This is a genomic window from Burkholderia sp. Tr-20355, from assembly GCF_017104685.1.
In the GTDB taxonomy this organism is placed as follows: Bacteria; Pseudomonadota; Gammaproteobacteria; order Burkholderiales; family Burkholderiaceae; genus Burkholderia; species Burkholderia seminalis.
The window spans coordinates 1-18,763 of the sequence record NZ_JAAGPK010000153.1 but is presented as its reverse complement, the minus strand read 5'-3'; the positions used below and the strand labels follow the sequence as shown (position 1 = coordinate 18,763).

The window sequence follows — 18,763 nt, the reverse complement described above, 5'->3', positions numbered from 1 at the left end:
CGCGGCCGCGAGATGCAGGCGCCGCAGCGCATCGGGCCGCGCCTCCTGCCAGAGCAGCAGCGCGCCGCAGCACCCCGTCCTGAGCGCCTGCTCGGCGGCCCACAGCGCATCGGTGCGGCTGCCGGCGCGCAGCCACAGCAGCGCGTCGGCCGGCACGCCGAGACTGGCGAGCGCGGTCGCATGCGGCGATTGCGGCGGCGCGACGAGCGCGCGCGGACGCCGCGCACTGACGGTACGGGCCAGCGCGGGCGCGAGCAGCCGCATCTCGCCGCAGCCCGGCTGCGCGGCCAGCAGTTCGACGAGCCCGCCGACCGGCCAGCCGCCGCCCGGCAATTCGGCCGACAGCGGCACGAAGCCGGTCTCGATCGTGCGCGGGCCGCCGCGCGCGAGCTGCGAGCCGCGCCAGAGCGACGGATGAAGGGATTCGGGAGAAATGGAGGATGCGAGCATGACGCCACCCACAACTGTATGGATATACAGTATATGGCAATGCGCCCGCGTCGCACAGCACCGGTGCGAAACCGGTTTTCGTCAGAGGAAAGCCGGGAGGAGGCCGGCGCGCGCGTCAGGTCATCGCACGCCGGCCGGCCCCGCCCGTCAGCCGAGCAGCAGCGCGTCGTCGTCGAGCTGCTCGTGACGCACCTTCTCGAACATCTGCAGCAGGTCCGGCACGTCGAGCCCCTTGCGCGCATCGCCCGACACGTCGAGCACGACCTGCCCCTGGTGCAGCATCACCGTGCGGTCGCCGTAGTCGAGCGCCTGCCGCATGCTGTGCGTGACCATCATCGTCGTCAGTTTGCTCTCGGCGACGATGCGCGCGGTCAGCTCCAGCACGAACGCGGCCGTCTTCGGGTCGAGCGCGGCCGTGTGCTCGTCGAGCAGCAGGATCCGCGACGGCCGCAGCGACGCCATCAGCAGGCTCACGGCCTGCCGCTGGCCGCCGGACAGCAGCCCGATCCGGTCGGTCAGCCGGTTCTCGAGGCCGAGGTTCAGGAGCCGCAGCTTGTCGCGGAACAGTTCGCGCGACGGCCGGTCGAGCGCGGCGCGAAAGCCGCGCCGCACGCCGCGCGCCATCGCGAGCGCCATGTTCTCCTCGATCGTCAGCGCCTCGCAGGTGCCGGCCATCGGATCCTGGAACACGCGCGCGACGAGGTGCGCGCGGTCCCACGCGGCCTTGCGCGTCACATCCGCGCCGTCGATCGCGATGCGCCCCGCATCGACCGGCTGGTCGCCGCTGACCGCATTGAGGAAGGTCGACTTGCCGGCGCCGTTCGAGCCGATCACCGCGACGAACTGGCCGTCGGGAATCTCGAGCGACAGCCCGCGCAGCGCGCGCGTCTCGATCGGCGTGCCGGGATTGAACGTGAGTTTGAGATCGTGTGCGGACAGCATGTCATGCTCCTCCGTTCTTGCGCGCGAACAGCTTCTTGCGCGTCGCCGGCAGCACCAGCGCGAGCGTGACGAGCGCGGCCGTCACGAGGTTCAGGTCCTGCGCCTTCAGGCCGATGAATTCGCTGTTCAGCGCGAGCGCGATGAAGAAACGGTAGACGATCGCGCCGAGCACGACCGCGAGCGTCGTCAGCACGAGCCGGCGCGCGGGCAGCAGCGTCTCGCCGATGATCACGGCGGCCAGCCCGATCACGATCGTGCCGATCCCCATCGAGATGTCCGAGCCGCCCTGCGTCTGCGCGAACAGCGCGCCGGCGAGCGCGACGAGCGCGTTCGACAGCGCCATCCCGGCGAGCGTCGCGCGGCCGGTCGCGATGCCTTGCGCGCGCGCCATCCGCGGGTTCGCGCCGGTCGCGCGCATCGCGAGGCCGAGCTGCGACGAGAAGAACCAGTCGAGGCCGAGCTTCGCGACCACGACGACGATCGCGAGCAGCGCCGGGCGCAGCACGTAGTCGGGCATCCAGTCCGGCTGCAGCACGGTGAACAGCGTCGGCTCGGTGATCAGCGGCACGTTCGGCCGGCCCATGATCCGCAGGTTCACCGAGTAGAGCGCGATCATCATCAGGATGCTGGCGAGCAGATCCATGATCTTCAGGCGCACGTTCAGCCAGCCGGTGACGAAGCCGGCCAGCGCACCCGCGACGATCGCGAGCAGCGTCGACGTGAACGGGTCGTAGCCGGCCGAGATCAGCGTCGCGGCGACGGCGCCGCCGAGCGGAAAGCTGCCGTCGACGGTGAGGTCGGGGAAGTTGAGGATGCGGAACGAGATCAGCACCCCGAGGGCGACGAGGCTGAAGATCAGGCCGATCTCCAGTGCGCCCAGAAACGAGAACAGAGACATGGTGGGGAAATCCTGTTGCTTCCCGGCCGGACGTGTACGGCCGGGCGAAGCGGACGGGCGGCCCCGGGTGGGAGCCGCCCGTCCGGCGATGTCGTCGAGGCCCGGATCGGGCCGGCAAGCGCGGCGCGCGTGCCGCGGCTTACTTGATGACCGTCTTCGCTTCCTTGACGAGATCCGGCGACAGCGTGACGCCCTGCTTCGCGGCCGCGCCCGTGTTCGCGAACAGTTCGAGGTTGCTGCTCGTCTCCGACGCGATCGCGCCCGGCTTCTCGCCCTTCAGGATGCGCGCGACGACCTTGCCCGTCTGCCGGCCGAGATCGCCGTAATTGATGCCGAGCGCCGCGATGCCGCCGCGCTTCACGCTGTCGGTGTCGCCGGCGACGAGCGGGATCTTCGCTTCGTTCGCGACCTTCACGAGCGCTTCGTATGCGGACACCACGTTGTTGTCGGTATTCGTGTAGATCACGTCGACCTTGCCGATCAGGCTCTTCGCGGCCGGGCCGATGTCGACGGTACGCGGGGCGGCGGCTTCCTTCAGCGCCATCCCCTGCTTCGCGAGGATCTCCTTGAGCGCCTTCACGACGACGACCGAATTCGCCTCGCCCGGGTTGTAGACCATGCCGACCGTCTTCGCATTCGGCACGACGCGCTTGATCAGCGCGACCTGGCGATCGAGCGGCAGCTTGTCGGACACGCCCGTCACGTTGGTGCCCGACGGGCCCCAGCCCTTCACGAGCTGCGCGGCGACCGGATCGGTGACGCCCGAATAGACGACCGGCACGCTCTTCGTCGCGGCGACGACCGCCTGCGCGGCCGGCGTCGCGATCGCGACGATCACGTCCGGCTGGTCGCCGACGAACTTGCGCGCGATCTGCGCGGCCGTGCCCGTGTTGCCCTGCGCGCTCTGGTATTCCCACTTGAGCTTGTCGTCGCCGTAACCTTCCGCCTTCAGTTCGGCGCGCACGCCGTCGCGGATCGCATCGAGCGCCGGATGATCGACGATCGACAGCACCTTGACGGTCTGCGCATGCGCGGCGCCGGCCAGCGCGAATGCGGCGACGCCGGCCGCGATCGAACGGATCGCGAAAGTCTTGAATCGCTTCATGGGTGAGTCTCCCCCGTATTGTGTCGGTTCTGGATGATGGATTCCCGCCGCCGTCGGGCGGGCGCCGCCGCGCGTACGACACGCCGGCGATCGGCCCGCGCACGCTCCGGGAAAGCGTGCAGCGGCGAACGCACGAGCATACCATTTCCGCAGACCACCGCCTGACTGAACGCTTTCGCCAGGCACGCCGAATCGCGGCACGCGCCGGAGCCCGAAAATGCGCGCGAAGCCCGGCCGGCGGCGGTGCCGGCCGGTGTCGGCCAACGCGTCAGCCGCGCGCGCGGCTTTACGTTATGCTGTCGGCCGACCCAATCCACGCCATCGGAGGGCAGATGAAACGGGGGATCCGAACCATCGCATGCGTGGCCGTCGCGCTGGCGCTGCCCGGTACCGCATGCGCGCTGACCGACGGCAGCGCGCAATACGACGACTGCATGCTCAATGCGCTGCGCGAAAGCCGCAACGGCGCGGCGGCGCAGCTGATCCAGCGCTCGTGCGACGCGCTGTACCGCAACAACGCGATGCTGCTGCCGCGCGAGCGGCGCTTTCACGAGTGCGTCGTGCAGTCGCTGCCGGGCGTGCGCGACAACTACGCGATCCAGCAGATCATGTCGATCTGCTCGCGGCGCGGCGAGATGTGAACGGGCGCCGCGCGCCGGACGCCCATGAAAAAAGGGCCTGCGCGATGCAGGCCCTTTTCGTTCAGCGGTACCGGTGCGCGGCGCTCAGAACGACGCGACCATCGAGCCCTTGAACTGCTTCTTGATGAATTCCCGCACTTCCTGCGACTGGTACGCCTTGACCAGCTTCTTCACCCACGGCTGATCCTTGTCCTTCGCGCGCACGGCGATCAGGTTCGCGTACGGGCTCGTCAGCGATTCGAGCGCGATCGCGTCCTTGGTCGGCTGCAGGTTCGCGGCCAGCGCGTAGTTCGTGTTGATCACGGCGGCATCGACGTCCGACAGCACGCGCGGCAGTTGCGCGGCGTCGAGTTCGGAGATCTTCAGCTTCTTCGGGTTCTCGGCGATGTCGAGCACCGTCGCGTTGTTGCCGCCCGTGCCGGCGCCCGCCTTCAGCTTGATCACGCCTTGCGTCTGCAGCAGCAGCAGCGCGCGGTTCTCGTTCGACGGATCGTTCGGCACCGCGAGCTTCGCGCCTTGCGGCAGGTCCTTCAGCGACTTGTACTTCTTCGAGTACACGCCGATCGGCGAGATGTAGGTCAGGCCCGCGCTGACGATCTTGTAGCCGCGCTGCTTCACCTGGCTGTCGAGGTAGGGCTGGTGCTGGAAGCTGTTCGCGTCGAGGTCGCCCGCGTCGAGCGCCGCGTTCGGCTGCACGTAGTCGTTGAATTCGATGACCTTCACGTTCAGGCCTTCCTTCTCCTTCGCGACCTTCTGCACGACTTGCCACACTTCCGCATCCGGGCCGGCGACCGTGCCGACCTTGATCACCTTGTCGTCGGCGCGCGCGCCTGCCGACAGCGTCAGCGCGGCACCGGTGGCCAGTACGGAAAATACCTTCAGGAGACTGCGACGCTTCATCTGTTTCTCGCTTTCTTGCTTGCTAAAAAATGGGGCGCGATACGGGTAAGCCCCGACTCGCAGGAAGGGGCAAATGGTGTCACAGGATCGGCGGGAAGTGAAATACATCCCGCTCATATGGGTATGCACCGGTACAGTGCCGGCGGCAGGTGCGGGGTTCGGCCGTTAGTTGCGTTCATGACGCGTCGCGCGTCGGCCGGCACGCTTTACCTCACCGCCGTCTCGCCGGCCGTGTTCGCCCCGAACGCCGGCTCGGCCGCCTGCTCGCCGGCCCGGCGCGGCGCCAGCCCGCCGGCGTCGCCGACCCGGAACGCGCCGACCGCGTCGCGCAGCCGCGCGGCCTGTTCCTGCAGCGACGCGGCAGCCGCGGCGGCTTCCTCGACGAGTGCCGCGTTCTGCTGCGTCACCTGGTCCATCTGCGTGACCGCGCGGCCGACCTGCGTGATGCCGCTCGCCTGCTCCTCGGACGCGGCCGCGATCTCGCCCATGATGTCGGTCACGCGCGCGACGGCCTGCAGGATCTCGCCCATCGTCGTGCCGGCCTGGCCGACCAGCGTCGAGCCGTTGCGTACGCGCTCGACCGAGTCGACGATCAGTTCGCGGATTTCCTTCGCGGCCGTCGCGCTGCGCTGCGCGAGCGAACGCACTTCGCCCGCGACCACCGCGAAACCGCGCCCCTGCTCGCCCGCGCGCGCGGCCTCGACCGCCGCGTTCAGCGCGAGGATGTTGGTCTGGAACGCGATGCCCTCGATCACGCCGATGATGTCGGCGATCTTGCGCGAGCTGTCGTCGATCTCGCCCATCGTGCCGATCACGCGGCTCACGACATCGCTGCCGGTGCGCGCGATGTCCGACGCGTTGTTCGCGAGCCCGCTCGCCTGCCGCGCGTTGTCGGCGTTCTGCTTCACCGTCGCGGTGAGCTGCTCCATGCTCGCGGCCGTTTCCTCGAGCGACGCGGCCTGCTCCTCGGTGCGCTGCGACAGGTCGTCGTTGCCGGCCGAGATCTGGCGGCTCGCCGACGCGATCGACTCCGCCGACTGGCGGATCCCGCCGAGCGTCGCCTGCAGCCGCGCCTGCATGTCGTGCATCGCGGCCATCATGCTGGTGCGGTCGCCCGCGCGCACCGGTACCGGCTGCGTCAGGTCGCCCCGCGCGATGCGCGCCGCGAGCGCGGCCGCTTCGTCGGGCTCGCCGCCCAGGCTGCCGCGCACGTTGCGAATGATCACCAGCATCGCCGCGCTGATCACGAAGCCGATCACGAGCACCACCGCGAGGTGGCCCAGCAGCGTCCGGTAATAGAGGGTGTCGATGTCCTTCAGGAACACCCCGCTCGAGATGTTCCAGTCCCACGGCGCGAACCGCGTGACGTAGCTGATCTTCGGCACGGCCGTCTCGCTGTGCGGCAGCCGCCCGCGATATTCGGCGAAGCCGCTGCCGGTCGCCTTCGCGGCGTTCAGGATCGTCACGAACAGCGGCTTGCCGTCAGGATCGAGATAGTCGCCGACCTGCGTGCCGACGAGCTTCGGCAGCGTCGGATGCATCAGCACGACCGGCTTCGAGTCCATCACGAACACGTAGCCCGAATCGCCGTAGCGCATCGCGGCGAGGCTCGCGAGCGCGTCGCGCTTCGCGTCGGCCTCGGGCAGCGTGCCGCTCTGCGCGAGCGCGTGATACGCGTTCACGATGCCGGCCGCCGAGTCGACGAGATTCGCGATGCCCGCCTTGCGTTCGTCCAGCATCGTCGCGCGCGTCTCGTACGCGCTCCATGCGCCGACGCCCAGCAGACCGACCCATACCAGCGCAAGCGCGAGCCACAGCTTGCGGTTCAAACTTATTCTGCTCATCTGCGTGCCTTTGTCGATGTCGATGCGCCGATGCGCGCGAACGGCCTGTCCCGCGCAAACGGTTGCTCCTTCAATTACGGCAACGAGGCTTACAACTTGAATACGCGCCGGCGCTCGGCGGGCAGCGCCGGCGCGACAGCCCGCATCCGCTGTGCTACAAAGACCGCCTGACCGGCGCGCAACGCGCCGGCACCATTCCAGGGCCATCCATGTACGTCATCGACATCCACTACACCGCGTCGCTCGAACGCATCGACGACGCGCTCGAACGCCATCGCGCGTATCTGCAGCCGCAATTCGACAAGGGCATCTTCATCGCGGCGGGACCGAAGGTGCCGCGCGAAGGCGGCATGATCCTCGCGGCCCGCATCGATCGCGACGCACTCGACGCGATCCTCGAGACCGATCCGTTCGTCACCGAGGGGCTCGCCACCTATCGCGTGACCGAATTCCGGATCACGCGTGCCGCGTCCGGCTTCAACGTGCCGGCGCTGCCGTAACGCGCGCGCCGCCCGGCGCTCAGCGCAGGCGGACAGCGGGAAAAGAGGAAAAGCGTGACGGCGCGGGACGGCCGTCACGTGATCGCCGGGCAGGACGCCCGGCGGCGGCCGGTCAGTCGACCAGCAGCTTCAGGTCGTGGACCCACGGGCCGGGGCCCTGGCCGTCGCGCACGAACAGGCGCAGCTTGCCGTCGCGGTCGAACACGTAGCTCGCGGCCGTGTGATCCATCGTGTAGCTGCCGGGCGTCTTGCCGGGCACCTTCGCGTAGTACACGCGGAAGTCCTTCGTGACCTTCTTCAGCGCCGCTTCGTCGGCCGGCCGCAGGCCGATGAACGACGGATCGAACGCGGGCACGTACTGGCCGAGCAGCGCCGGCGTGTCGCGTTCCGGGTCGACGGTGACGAACAGCACCTGCACGCGCTTCGCGGCGTCGGGCCCGAGCTGCTTCAATGCTTCGGACAGCTCGGCCATCGTGGTGGGGCACACGTCCGGGCAATGCGTATAGCCGAAGAACATCACGACGGCCTTGCCCTTGAAATCGGCGAGCGTACGCACCTTGCCGGCCGTATCGGGCAGCGAGAAATCGCTGCCGAACTGCGTGTTGCCGGTGATGTCGAGATTCTGGAATTTCGGCGCGTTGTCGCATCCGGCGAGCAGCAGCGCCGCCGCGAATGCGCACGCGAACATCCAGCCTTGGCGCGCGCGGCGCCCGAACCTTGATTGGAGCATTGCGTTCAACCGTGCGGTTACACGCCGAGCAGCGGGCGTGCGTAGTGATCGACGAGCAGCGCGGCGAACAGCAGCGACAGGTAGACGATCGAGTAGCGGAAGGCCTTGCGGGCGAGTTCGTCCGAATAGTCGCGATGGATCTTCCACGCATACGCGAGGAACACCGCGCCGAGCAGCACCGCGCTCGTCAGGTAGACGGCCCCGCTCATCCCGGAGATGAACGGCATCAGCGTGACCGCGAACAGGATCACCGTATACAGCAGGATGTGCAGCCGCGTGAACTTCTCGCCGTGCGTGACCGGCAGCATCGGCAGCCCCGCGTTCTCGTAATCCTTGCGGCGATAGAGCGCGAGCACCCAGAAATGCGGCGGCGTCCACACGAAGATGATCAGCACGAGGATCCACGCGTCGCCCGGCACCGCGCCGGTGACGGCGGCCCAGCCGAGCGCCGGCGGCATCGCGCCCGACGCGCCGCCGATCACGATGTTCTGCGGCGTCATCGGCTTGAGCAGCAGCGTGTAGATCACCGCGTAGCCGACGAACGTCGCGATCGTCAGCCACATCGTCAGCGGGTTCGTGAACGTATAGAGCGTCCATGCGCCGACGCTGCCGAGCACGGCCGAGAACAGCAGGATCTGCGGCGTCGTGATCTCGCCGCGCGCGGACGGGCGCCACGCGGTACGGCGCATCATCGCGTCGATCTTCTGTTCGACGAGGCAGTTGATCGCGAACGCGGCACCGGCCAGCAGCCAGATGCCGATCGTGCCGCCGATCAGCACATGCCACGGCACCATGCCCGGCGTCGCGAGGAACATGCCGATCACCGCGCAGAACACCGCGAGCTGCGTGACACGCGGCTTCGTCAGCGCCATGTACTGGGAAAAGCGGCTACCGGGCGATTGGGAGAGGGTGCTTTGCATGGGGACGGTCACGCCGGGGCGGCGTCGCGCGCAGGCTGCGCGACACGGCCGGGGCGGCTTGAAAGGATGCGAAAGTTTAACATGACGACGAGCAGCAGCAGGATCGCGGCCCCGCCGTTGTGCGCGACGGCGACCGGCAGCGGCCACTGCAGCACGATGTTGGTCAGGCCCGTCACGAACTGCAGCAGCACGACCAGCAGCACGCCGTTCGCGGGCCGCCGCAGCGACTCGAAGCGGCGCATCTTCAGCGCGAACGCGACCAGGTACGCGACCACGACGAACGCGAACGTGCGGTGCGTCCAGTGGATCGCGACCAGCGCGTCCTGCGTGATCGCCTCGCCGTCCTTCGTCATCCCGAGCGCGCGCCACAGGTGGAAGCCATGCTGGAAGTCCATCGGCGGGATCCACTGGCCGTTGCAGGTCGGGAAGTCGGTGCAGGCAAGCACCGCGTAGTTGGTGCTCACCCAGCCGCCGAGCGCGATCTGCACGACCAGCAGCACGAGCGCCGCGAGCGCGGCCGCGCGGTAGCGTCCGGCCTCGGGGTCATACGACGGCAGCGGCGTCTGCCGCGCCGCGAGCCAGCCGAGCGTGCCGAGCAGCGTGAGGCCGAGCAGCAGGTGGATCGTGACGATCACCGGCTGCAGCTTCATCGTGACCGTCCACGCGCCGAACGCGCCCTGCACGAGAATCAGCAGCAGCAGGCTCGTCGGCCACCACGGCGACACGTGCAGCGGGCGGCGGCGCAGCCGCGCGGCCCACGCGATCACGACCTGCGCGATGATCAGCACGCCGATCGCCATCGCGAAATAGCGGTGGATCATCTCGATCCACGCCTTCGTCATGCTGACGGGGCCCGTCGGCATCGCCTGGTGCGCGGCCGTGATCGCGGCGTGCGCGATGAACGGCGACGACGTGCCGTAACAGCCGGGCCAGTCGGGGCAGCCGAGCCCCGAATCGGTCAGCCGCGTGAAGCCGCCGAACATCACGAGGTCGAGCGTCAGGAAGGTGGTGATCCACACGAGCTTGCGGAACTTGTCGTCGTCGGCCTTCACCCACACGTACGACAGCGGCAGCAGCGCGATGCACAAGCCGATCAGGCCGAGTTGCAGTAGATACGACATCGGAATGGTGCCTCGTTCTCTTGCCTTAACCGATGCTCGACCACTTCAGCAGCTTCGTCACGTCCGACTTGATCTTGCTGGGATTCGGGTCCTTCGGGAAACGCATCATCAGGTTGCCGTTCGGGTCGACCAGGTAAATATGGTCGCTGTCCTTCGTGCCGGCATCGGCCGGCAGCCATGCGGCCACCGCGGCCGGATCGGCGACGAGCCGGCGCGTGTCGGGGTACGCGTCGAGCACCTTCTGCGGCATCGCGCCCGCGTCGCTGCGCAGCCACACCATCGTGATCCGGTGCCGCTCGCCCGCCTGCGTGACGCGGATCTGGCGCATGAAATAGAGCTTCTGCGCGCACGCATCGTCGCACGCGCTGCGGTCGGTCATCACGAACAGCCACACGCCGCGCAGCGACGCCAGCGGCACGGTCTTGCCGGTTTCGTCGGTCACCTGCAGACCGGCCGGGATCGGACGCTGCGGCTCGATCAGCGTGCCGTAGTTCGTCGACCCGCCCTTCGGCTTGATCACGTAATAGGTGAAGTACGACGCGATCATCGGCGCGGCGCACACGAGACCCAGCAGCACGAGCATCCAGCGGCCGCGCTTGCGGGCCGCCGGCGAGATCGGCGCGGCGGCCGGACCCTGACGGGAAGATTGCATGGACAAATCAGACCTCTCGAAACGAACCCGCGGCGCCGGCGCCGCGTCCTGGGATGGCGCTCATGCGCCGGCCGACTTCTTCGCCGCACGCCGCGCGGCGTACAGGCCGAAGCCGAGCGCGGCCGCCGCCATCGCCCACCACTGAAACATGTAACCGTAATTGCGCTCGACGCCGGTCGTCGCCGCCGGCCAGTCGCGCACGAGCCTGTCGCCGTCGTCGCTCGTCTGCTGGATCACGAACGGCTGCAGCGGCAGCCCCGTTTCCTTCGCATACTCGGCGACGTCTAGGTTCTGCCGGATCTTCTGGTGCGCGGCCGACCCGCCCTCGCCAAGCTCGAACGCACGCGATGCGTCGGCACGCGCGATGCCGACGATCTCGACGTCGCCCGCCGGCGTCGCGAACGGCTCGATCGCGGTGCGATCGGCGATATTGCGCGGCAGCCAGCCGCGGTTCACGAGCACGACACCGCCGCCCGTGAGTTTAAACGGCATCACGACGTAAAAACCCGGCTGGTCGTTATACGGCCGATTGTCGAGAAACACCGCCTGCTCGGGCAGGAAACGGCCCCTGGCCCGCACGCGATGGAACTCGATCGACGCAAGCGGCATCGGCTGCGCGCCGACGTCGACGGGCGCCGCCTGCTCGTAGCGCGCGATGCTCGCCTGCAGCGCTTCCTTCTGGTGCGCGCGATCGCGCTGCCAGAAACCGAGCCGGATCGTCACGGCGACGACGACGAGGATCAGGAGCGCGGGCAGCCAGCGGATCTTCATCATGCGGCCCGCCGGGCACATGCGCGAAAGCGAAGTGCGATAATTATCCCCTTCCTTTCGAATGGCCGTCGTCCGGTTCGTGTCATGCACATCCTCGTTCCCATCGCCTTCGTCCTCATCATTGCCAGCATGGGCTCGGCGCTCTACTTCATGATGCACGACCGCGGCCACACGAAACGCATGGTCTGGTCGCTCGCCACCCGTGTCGGGCTGTCGGTGTCGCTGTTCCTGCTCATCCTGATCGCGAACTGGATGGGCTGGATCCATTCGACCGGCCTGCCGATCGGGCGTTGATGCCGTTGCCGCGGCAGCCGCTGTGACATTTCGTCGCACGGCCGCGCCACCAAGCAAAAGCGCCGCCTGACTGAGTCGCGGCGGCGCCAGGGTGGTGTCGGCAGGCAGCGGCGCTACCGGTCGGCACCAATGAAAACGGCCCGCGCATTGCTGCGCGGGCCGTTTTTCCATTTACAGCCAGTAGACGACGACGTACAGGCCGAGCCAGACGACGTCGACGAAGTGCCAGTACCACGCGGCGCCTTCGAATGCGAAGTGATGATCGGGCTTGAAGTGGCCGCGAATCATCCGCACCAGCACCACCGCGAGCATCGTGCCGCCGAGGAACACGTGGAAACCGTGGAAGCCCGTCAGCAGGAAGAACGTCGAGCCGTACACGCCGGAGTTCAGCGTCAGGTTCAGTTCGTTGTACGCGTGGTAGTACTCGAAGCCCTGCAGGAACAGGAAGCAGATACCGAACACGAGCGTCGCGGCCAGCCATGCGATCGCCTTCTTGCGATGATCGTCACGCAGCGCATGGTGCGAGATCGTCAGCGTCACGCCCGACGACAGCAGGAATGCGGTGTTCAGCGTCGGGATCGGCCACGGGCCCATCGTCTTGAAGTGCCCGGCGAGCGCGGCGGGGCCTTCGTTCGGCCACACGGCGGAGAAGTCCGGCCAGATCAGCTTGTAGTCGAGGCTGCCGAGCTGGTGCAGCGCGATTTCACGCGCATAGAACAGCGCGCCAAAGAACGCGCCGAAGAACATCACTTCCGAGAAGATGAACCAGCTCATGCTCCAGCGGTACGACTTGTCGACGTTCTTGCCGTAATGACCGCCTTCCGATTCGGCGATCGCGTCGCCGAACCAGTGATACAGCGTGAAGAGCAACCACAGCAGGCCGAGCAGCGCCGTAAACGGCGCCCAGTCGTGACCGTTGATCCACAGCGCTACCGAGCCGAGCATGACCAGCAGGCCGATGGCCGCGCTGATCGGATGCTGCGACGGATGCGGCACGAAATAGTACGGGGTCTGGTTTTGACCGCTCATGCTTGATTCTCCACTTCAGTCCAATTTGTGTACCGGAAACCGCTCCGGCTTTATTTCTTGCGCGGCGCGACTGCCACCGCTCTTTCCCGCACGCCGCGCCGTGACGCCGCGCACTGCATTCTTTCGTGGCCGCGGGCCTCAGCCCACGACGGCACGCACGATCAGGATCAGCACGCCGATGAACACGCCGGCCGCGAGCAACGCGACGATCAGCACGTGCACCGGATTCAGCTGCGTCGCATCGGCCTCCAGATCGCGCCGCTTGCGCACGCCGAAGAACGACCACAGCACGGCTTTCAGCGCCTGGCCGAACGACCCGCCCCGCTTGACCTCCGTCATCGCCCCGCCTCCGTCGTCATGCGTCCGGCTTCGCCGTGCCCTGCGCCGCGGTACTGCGCTGCGCCGGTGCCGGCGTGGCCGGGGTATTCAGTTCGAAGAACGTGTACGACAGCGTGATCGTCTTCACGTCCTTCGGCAGTTTCGGATCGATCACGAACACCACCGGCATCTTGCGCGACTCGTTCGCGGCCAGCGTCTGCTGCGTAAAGCAAAAGCACTCGATCTTCTTGAAGAACTCCGTCGCCTGCTTCGGCGCGTAGCTCGGAATCGCCTGCGCCACGACCGGCCGGCCCTGCCCGTTCGTCACGTCGTACACGATCGTCATCAGTTCGCCCGGATGCACGTCGAGGCTGTTGTGCTCCGGCTTGAAACCGAGCGGCCCGCGCGCGTTCGCATCGAACTCGACCGACACCGTGCGGCTGTAGTCGACCTGCGAGTTCTTCACCTCGCGCTCGCTGACGTCGCGCTGCACCAGGTTGTTGATGCCGGTGATCTGGCAGATCGCCCGATACATCGGGATCAGCGCGAAGCCGAAACCGAACATCAGTCCGGCCACGACGAAGAGCTTCACCAGCATCGAACGATTGAACGCGCGATCGACGGCGCCCTCTTCCGGCTTCGACATACGACGACTTCCTCGCTACTGCGTCAGTTGCTGCATCAGTGAGTGGACAGCCACCACTGCTTGATCACGACACCCACAAAGAAAACGGCGGCGATGACGAGCAGGGTGAGGCCGAGCCGCTTGTTGCCCGCGCGAATCTGCTCGGGCGTTCGTCTTTCTTGTGGATTCCGGTTCATCTGAAACTTCGCTGAAACCTCAATGCGGCGCCCGCCGCGCCTGCCATCAAGGCAGGCAGCGGCCGGGCGCACCATGAAACTTACTCGACGTGCGGCGGTTGCTCGAACGTGTGGAACGGAGCCGGGCTCGGCACCGTCCACTCGAGGCCCGTCGCGCCGTCCCACGGCTTGTCCGACGCCTTTTCCAGCTCGCCGCCGCCACGGTAGGCCGGCAGCGCGACCGCGAACAGGAAGTACACCTGCGCGAGGCCGAAGCCGAATGCGCCGATCGTCGCCACCTGGTTGAAGTCCGTGAACTGCGCCGGGTAGTCCGCATAACGACGCGGCATGCCGGCCAGACCGACGAAGTGCATCGGGAAGAACGTCAGGTTGAAGAAGATCATCGACGCCCAGAAGTGGATCTTGCCGCGCGTCTCGTTGTACATCCAGCCCGTCCACTTCGGCGCCCAGTAGTACCAGCCCGAGAACAGCGCGAACAGCGAGCCGGCCACCAGCACGTAGTGGAAGTGCGCCACCACGAAGTAGGTGCCGTGATACTGGATGTCGAGCGGCGCCATCGCGAGCATCAGGCCCGTCAGGCCGCCGAACGTGAACACGAACAGGAAGCCGATCGCGAACAGCATCGGGGTTTCGAACGTCATCGAGCCGCGCCACATCGTCGCGAGCCAGTTGAACACCTTCACGCCCGTCGGCACGGCGATCAGCATCGTCGCGTACATGAAGAACAGCTGGCCGGTGACCGGCATGCCCGTCGCGAACATGTGGTGCGCCCAGACCATGAACGACAGGATCGCGATCGATGCCGTCGCGTACACCATCGAGCTATAGCCGAACAGCGTCTTGCGCGCGAACGCCGGGATCACCTGCGATACGATCCCGAACGCCGGCAGAATCATGATGTACACCTCGGGGTGGCCGAAAAACCAGAAGATGTGCTGGTACATCACCGGGTCGCCGCCGCCTGCCGCGTTGAAGAACGACGTGCCGAAGTGGCGGTCGAACAGCACCATCGTGATCGCGCCTGCCAGAACCGGCATCACCGCGATCAGCAGGTACGCCGTGATCAGCCACGTCCATGCGAACATCGGCATCTTCATCAGCGTCATGCCCGGTGCGCGCATGTTCAGGATCGTCACGACGATGTTGATCCCGCCCATGATCGACGACGCGCCCATGATGTGGACCGCGAAGATCGCGAAGTCCATGCCCGGGCCCATCTGCGTCGACAGCGGTGCGTACAGCGTCCAGCCGGCAGCCGTCGCGCCGCCCGGCGCGAAGAACGAACCGACCAGCAGCACGGCCGCGACCGGCAGCAGCCAGAAGCTGAAGTTGTTCATCCGCGCGAACGCCATGTCGGATGCGCCGATCTGCAGCGGAATCATCCAGTTCGCGAAGCCGACGAACGCCGGCATGATCGCGCCGAACACCATGATCAGGCCGTGCATCGTCGTGAGTTCGTTGAAGAACTCCGGACGCATGATCTGCAGGCCCGGCTCGAACAGCTCGGCACGGATGCCGAGCGCCATCACGCCGCCCGACAGGAACATGATGAACGAGAACAGCAGGTACAGCGTACCGATGTCCTTGTGGTTGGTGGCGAACAGCCAGCGACGCCAGCCGTGCGGCATTTCGTGCGCGTGGTCGTCGTGCGCGTGGTCCGCGGCTACGTCGTGCCCGATGCTAGACATGAGAATCTCCTAATGCGAATACGTCGACTAACTCAGCGACACGTCAAGCCGCCGGGCCGATCTCGACACGCCGGGCTTCCTTAGCGTCAGCCCCGCCCGTGATCGTTTCCGGCTTTTTCATGATGATGTGGTCTTCCGCCACGCCTGCTGCCTTCAGCGCGTCGCGCACGGCCTGTGCACGATGCTTCGCCAGTTCGGCGTTCGCGTCGGCCGAGCCCGTCTTGTCGGTGAAACCCGACAGCGCGAGCTTCGCGTCCGGATGTGCCTTCGCATAGTCGGCCGCGGCGGCGATCGCCGCTTTCGCGTCGGCCGGCAGCACGCTCTTGCCCGTTTCGAAGTAGATCGTCGACAGCGCGGCCGATGCCGCTGCCGCCGGCTGCTCGGCGGCGCCCGACGCGGCTTGCGCCGGTGCCGATGCCGCTTCCGCCGGTGCCGCTGCCGCGCCTGCCGCGTCTTCCGGCATCTTGCCGTTGCGCGCGTCGGCCACTTGCTTCGGCTGCAGCAGGTCGTTCTTGTGGTTGCCCCACGAGTTGCGTTCGTACGTGATGACCGACGCGATGTCGAGGTCCGACAGCGACGCCCACGACGGCATCGCGCCCTTGCCGTGCAGCACGCGCTCGACGTGGCCGGCGATCGGGCCGTTCACGATCGGGCTGCCGTCCATCGCCGGGAACGCGCCGAGGCCCTTGCCGCTCACCTGGTGGCAGGCCGCGCAGTTCGCCTTGTAGACTTCCTCGCCGTGCGCGACGAGTTCAGCCATCGTGTAGACCTTGTTCGGATCGACCGACGCGCTGGCCAGCTTGGCCTTCTGCGCCGTGACCCACTTCGCGTAGTCGTCGTCCGACAGCACTTCGACGACGACCGGCATGTACGCGTGTTCCTTGCCGCACAGCTCGGTACAGAAACCGCGGAACGTGCCGACCTTGTCGGCCTTGAACCACGTGTCGCGCACGAAGCCGGGGATCGCATCCTGCTTCACGCCGAACGCGGGCACGTACCACGAGTGGACGACGTCGTTCGCGGTCGTGATGATGCGGATCTTCTTGTTGACCGGCACGACGAGCGGGTTGTCGACTTCCTGCAGATAGGTGTCGGTGATCGGCTTCTTGCCCATCACTTCGTCGCGCGGGGTGGTCAGCGTCGACAGGAAGCCGATGCCCTCGCCCGGGCCCTTCACGTAGTCGTAGCCCCACTTCCACTGGTAGCCGGTGACCTTGATCGTGAGATCGGCGTTCGTCGTGTCCTTCATCGCGACGACGGCCTTCGTCGCCGGCAGCGCCATCAGCACGACGATGACGAACGGCACGATCGTCCAGATGATCTCGACGGTCGTGCTTTCATGGAAATTGGCGGCCTTGTGGCCTTTGGATTTGCGGTGCGCGAAGATCGAATAGAACATCACGCCGAACACGCCGACGAAGATCACCGTACACAGGATCAGCATCATCGTGTGGAGATCGTAGAGCTCCTCGGCGATTTTCGTGACCGGCGGCTGAAAGTTGATCTCGTTGACGCGGGGGCCGCCCGGGCTATCACCGACCGCCAGGGCGGCACCGGCAAAGAGCAATCCGCTGCATGCCAGCACGCCCGTGAGGGCTCGCTTGATTGTTTTCATAGCATCCTTACCCAAAATTTCCATTCAAACCCTCCCCCGTCGCAAGCCGCCGGCCCGTATCGGCCGGTGCCCGCGCCTCGTCAGCCGCAGCGCCTGAGCGACACGCGCAGTTCGTCGGCGAACTGCGCACGCTTGTACTGCGCGAGATGCTGCCCGATCACGACGGTCTGCCCGCGCGATACCAGTCGAATCGGATCGCGTGGCGTCGCACCCGGCTCGACCCGCACCCAGCGCGGGTTGAATTCGATCTGCGTGAGCCGCTCCGCATCCATCCGCTCGATCACGAGCCGATGCGGAAACAGCCTGATGCGCTCGTAATCGACCGCATGGCGAGCATGGATCGCAAATGCGACACCCACTGCCAGCAACTCGATTCCGGTAAAGGGCATGACGAGCCAGGCCCCTCTCCACATCAGCAACGACGCGATCACCAGCGAGAAGCCCGCGAGCGACGCATAAAACAGCACGAACTGGCGTGGCGACACCGAACAGTTGCGTTTGATCAGCCAGTCTTCGAGGACCGGCTCGCCGTTCGTCGTCTCCGCCAAAACCCTCGCTGCTTCCATCGCCGCCTCACGCGAATGGCATGCGATGCATGCCTGCATCGGACTCGTCGCCCCGTATTGCGGGGACCCCGGGACGACAAGCTGACGCATTATAGGCGGGTTCAATGGCATCCACAAGCAAGCGCCTATCGCCCGCCAAGCCAAGCGCGACAAGCTTTTCGGCCATTTTTCGCGCCAATTCGACCCCGCTTTGCGCCGCTAATTTCAGACATAACAAAACCCCTCTTTACCGCTTTACCGATTCTTCGGACGCCCCTTGCCGATATCCTCGATGCGCACGATCCCGTGCCCCTCGGCGGTCGTGCGCGGGACGGCCTTCCATGCGTGGCCGTAGATCACCTCGAAGGTCAGCGGAATCGTGCCGTCCTCGCGCCGGCGCGCCGCCAGCGCGTCGCCGAGCGCCGCGCGAAAGCGCCGCGTCGCGTGCCGCGGCGCCGTGCGCTCGAACGGATAGGCGCCCCAGCGGCGCACGTCGGCCAGCAGGGAATCGGGGGATTTGTAGGTGACGGTCAGCACTTCCTGATCCATCACGGGAATCTCGAAGCCGCTCTCGACGAGCATGTCGCCGAGGTCGTGCATGTCGACGAAATCGATCACGCGCGCGGCGGGCGGCGCCATGCCCAGCGCCGCTTCGGCGTCCGCGCAGGCCGCCCGCAGCTCGCGCAGCGTGTCGGGCCCGAGCGTGCTGAACATCAGCAGGCCGTTCACGCGCAGCACGCGCTGCCATTCGGGCAGCACCGCGTCGGGACGCGAATGCCAGTGGAGAGCGAGATTCGACCAGATCAGGTCGAACGCGCCGAGATCGGAAGAGCGGCGTGTAGGGAAAGAGGGGTAAGGGCAGGGTAGATCTCGGTGGGCGCCGTATTATTAAAAAAAAAAAAAAAGAGTACACAGACGTAAAACGTGCTAAGTCCTAGGCTCTCATACTTATACATGTCTATTTCTTCTACCTTTCAT

Annotated in this window: 21 protein-coding genes and 1 pseudogene; 3 read left to right on the top strand and 19 right to left on the bottom strand. The window is 66.7% G+C overall.

The genetic code is table 11. The annotated features are described in order from the left end of the window. The 4 genes from imuA to G3N62_RS28030 form a co-directional block, all read right to left on the bottom strand. The coding region (gene imuA / locus G3N62_RS28045; RefSeq protein WP_206141358.1) for a translesion DNA synthesis-associated protein ImuA at positions 1-450 on the bottom strand (450 nt) is incomplete at its 3' end. A 147-nt stretch (positions 451-597) separates the two neighbouring features. Further along, the gene (locus G3N62_RS28040) at positions 598-1,392 is read right to left on the bottom strand and encodes an ABC transporter ATP-binding protein (RefSeq protein ID WP_059558759.1); all 795 of its coding nucleotides are present in this window, start codon (positions 1,390-1,392) and stop codon (positions 598-600) included. 1 nt (position 1,393) lies between these two features. Then, complete coding sequence (locus G3N62_RS28035) at positions 1,394-2,290, bottom strand: ABC transporter permease (protein ID WP_034189241.1); 897 nt, start codon at positions 2,288-2,290, stop codon at positions 1,394-1,396. Between the two features lie 139 nt (positions 2,291-2,429). Continuing rightward, positions 2,430-3,395 (bottom strand): ABC transporter substrate-binding protein, encoded by a 966-nt coding sequence (locus tag G3N62_RS28030; RefSeq protein WP_124670216.1) that lies wholly within the window; start codon positions 3,393-3,395, stop codon positions 2,430-2,432. Between the two features lie 332 nt (positions 3,396-3,727). Here G3N62_RS28030 and G3N62_RS28025 point away from each other — a divergent pair, with 332 nt between their 5' ends. Then, positions 3,728-4,036 (top strand): VF_A0006 family four-cysteine protein, encoded by a 309-nt coding sequence (locus G3N62_RS28025; protein WP_034189239.1) that lies wholly within the window; start codon positions 3,728-3,730, stop codon positions 4,034-4,036. 84 nt (positions 4,037-4,120) lie between these two features. On the opposite strand, the gene G3N62_RS28020 is transcribed toward G3N62_RS28025, so the two are convergent. Both G3N62_RS28020 and G3N62_RS28015 read right to left on the bottom strand, forming a co-directional pair. After that, positions 4,121-4,936, bottom strand: coding sequence for a MetQ/NlpA family ABC transporter substrate-binding protein (locus G3N62_RS28020; protein ID WP_034189238.1), 816 nt, complete (start codon positions 4,934-4,936; stop codon positions 4,121-4,123). Positions 4,937-5,142: 206 nt separating this feature from the next. After that, positions 5,143-6,780 carry a methyl-accepting chemotaxis protein gene (locus tag G3N62_RS28015; RefSeq protein WP_124670217.1) on the bottom strand — a complete coding sequence of 546 codons (1,638 nt, stop codon included), beginning with the start codon at positions 6,778-6,780 and terminating at the stop codon, positions 5,143-5,145. Positions 6,781-6,989: 209 nt separating this feature from the next. Here G3N62_RS28015 and G3N62_RS28010 point away from each other — a divergent pair, with 209 nt between their 5' ends. Beyond that, entirely contained in the window at positions 6,990-7,280 is a 291-nt protein-coding gene (locus G3N62_RS28010; RefSeq protein WP_034189236.1) for a YciI family protein, read from the top strand. A 112-nt stretch (positions 7,281-7,392) separates the two neighbouring features. On the opposite strand, the gene G3N62_RS28005 is transcribed toward G3N62_RS28010, so the two are convergent. Genes G3N62_RS28005 through G3N62_RS27985 form a run of 5 tightly spaced genes read right to left on the bottom strand, consistent with a single transcriptional unit; the run spans position 7,393 to position 11,474 of the window. Next, positions 7,393-8,010, bottom strand: a complete 618-nt coding sequence (locus tag G3N62_RS28005) for an SCO family protein (RefSeq protein WP_049030543.1) — start codon at positions 8,008-8,010, stop codon at positions 7,393-7,395. 17 nt (positions 8,011-8,027) lie between these two features. Further along, positions 8,028-8,930 (bottom strand): heme o synthase, encoded by a 903-nt coding sequence (cyoE, locus tag G3N62_RS28000; RefSeq protein ID WP_034189234.1) that lies wholly within the window; start codon positions 8,928-8,930, stop codon positions 8,028-8,030. A gap of 8 nt (positions 8,931-8,938) precedes the next feature. Beyond that, positions 8,939-10,051: a COX15/CtaA family protein gene (locus G3N62_RS27995; protein WP_034189233.1), complete on the bottom strand. Its 1,113-nt coding sequence runs from the start codon at positions 10,049-10,051 to the stop codon at positions 8,939-8,941. 25 nt (positions 10,052-10,076) lie between these two features. Further along, positions 10,077-10,703: a cytochrome c oxidase subunit I gene (locus G3N62_RS27990; RefSeq protein WP_034189232.1), complete on the bottom strand. Its 627-nt coding sequence runs from the start codon at positions 10,701-10,703 to the stop codon at positions 10,077-10,079. Positions 10,704-10,763: 60 nt separating this feature from the next. Continuing rightward, complete coding sequence (locus G3N62_RS27985; RefSeq protein WP_233623211.1) at positions 10,764-11,474, bottom strand: SURF1 family protein; 711 nt, start codon at positions 11,472-11,474, stop codon at positions 10,764-10,766. A gap of 84 nt (positions 11,475-11,558) precedes the next feature. On the opposite strand from G3N62_RS27985, the gene G3N62_RS27980 reads away from it, so the two are divergent. Further along, positions 11,559-11,768 (top strand): twin transmembrane helix small protein, encoded by a 210-nt coding sequence (locus tag G3N62_RS27980; protein ID WP_011353273.1) that lies wholly within the window; start codon positions 11,559-11,561, stop codon positions 11,766-11,768. Positions 11,769-11,939: 171 nt separating this feature from the next. Here the strand turns inward: G3N62_RS27980 and G3N62_RS27975 are convergent, their stop codons facing one another. The 8 genes and pseudogenes from G3N62_RS27975 to G3N62_RS27940 form a co-directional block, all read right to left on the bottom strand. After that, entirely contained in the window at positions 11,940-12,797 is an 858-nt protein-coding gene (locus tag G3N62_RS27975) for a cytochrome c oxidase subunit 3 (RefSeq protein ID WP_027785504.1), read from the bottom strand. A gap of 138 nt (positions 12,798-12,935) precedes the next feature. Continuing rightward, the gene (locus tag G3N62_RS27970; protein ID WP_124670219.1) at positions 12,936-13,136 is read right to left on the bottom strand and encodes a DUF2970 domain-containing protein; all 201 of its coding nucleotides are present in this window, start codon (positions 13,134-13,136) and stop codon (positions 12,936-12,938) included. A gap of 16 nt (positions 13,137-13,152) precedes the next feature. Next, entirely contained in the window at positions 13,153-13,761 is a 609-nt protein-coding gene (locus G3N62_RS27965; RefSeq protein WP_034189231.1) for a cytochrome c oxidase assembly protein, read from the bottom strand. A 35-nt stretch (positions 13,762-13,796) separates the two neighbouring features. Next, on the bottom strand, positions 13,797-13,937 hold the full coding sequence (locus G3N62_RS27960) for a cytochrome oxidase small assembly protein (protein WP_006752059.1): 141 nt from the start codon (positions 13,935-13,937) through the stop codon (positions 13,797-13,799). An 80-nt stretch (positions 13,938-14,017) separates the two neighbouring features. Beyond that, positions 14,018-15,625 carry a cytochrome c oxidase subunit I gene (gene ctaD, locus G3N62_RS27955; protein WP_021163746.1) on the bottom strand — a complete coding sequence of 536 codons (1,608 nt, stop codon included), beginning with the start codon at positions 15,623-15,625 and terminating at the stop codon, positions 14,018-14,020. A 43-nt stretch (positions 15,626-15,668) separates the two neighbouring features. Next, entirely contained in the window at positions 15,669-17,264 is a 1,596-nt protein-coding gene (coxB, locus tag G3N62_RS27950; RefSeq protein WP_124670220.1) for a cytochrome c oxidase subunit II, read from the bottom strand. A gap of 56 nt (positions 17,265-17,320) precedes the next feature. Next, positions 17,321-17,845, bottom strand: a complete 525-nt coding sequence (locus G3N62_RS27945; RefSeq protein WP_049030539.1) for a DUF2244 domain-containing protein — start codon at positions 17,843-17,845, stop codon at positions 17,321-17,323. 195 nt (positions 17,846-18,040) lie between these two features. Further along, positions 18,041-18,604, bottom strand: a pseudogene (locus G3N62_RS27940) (methyltransferase domain-containing protein); the annotation flags it as partial. Positions 18,605-18,763: the final 159 nt, after the last annotated feature.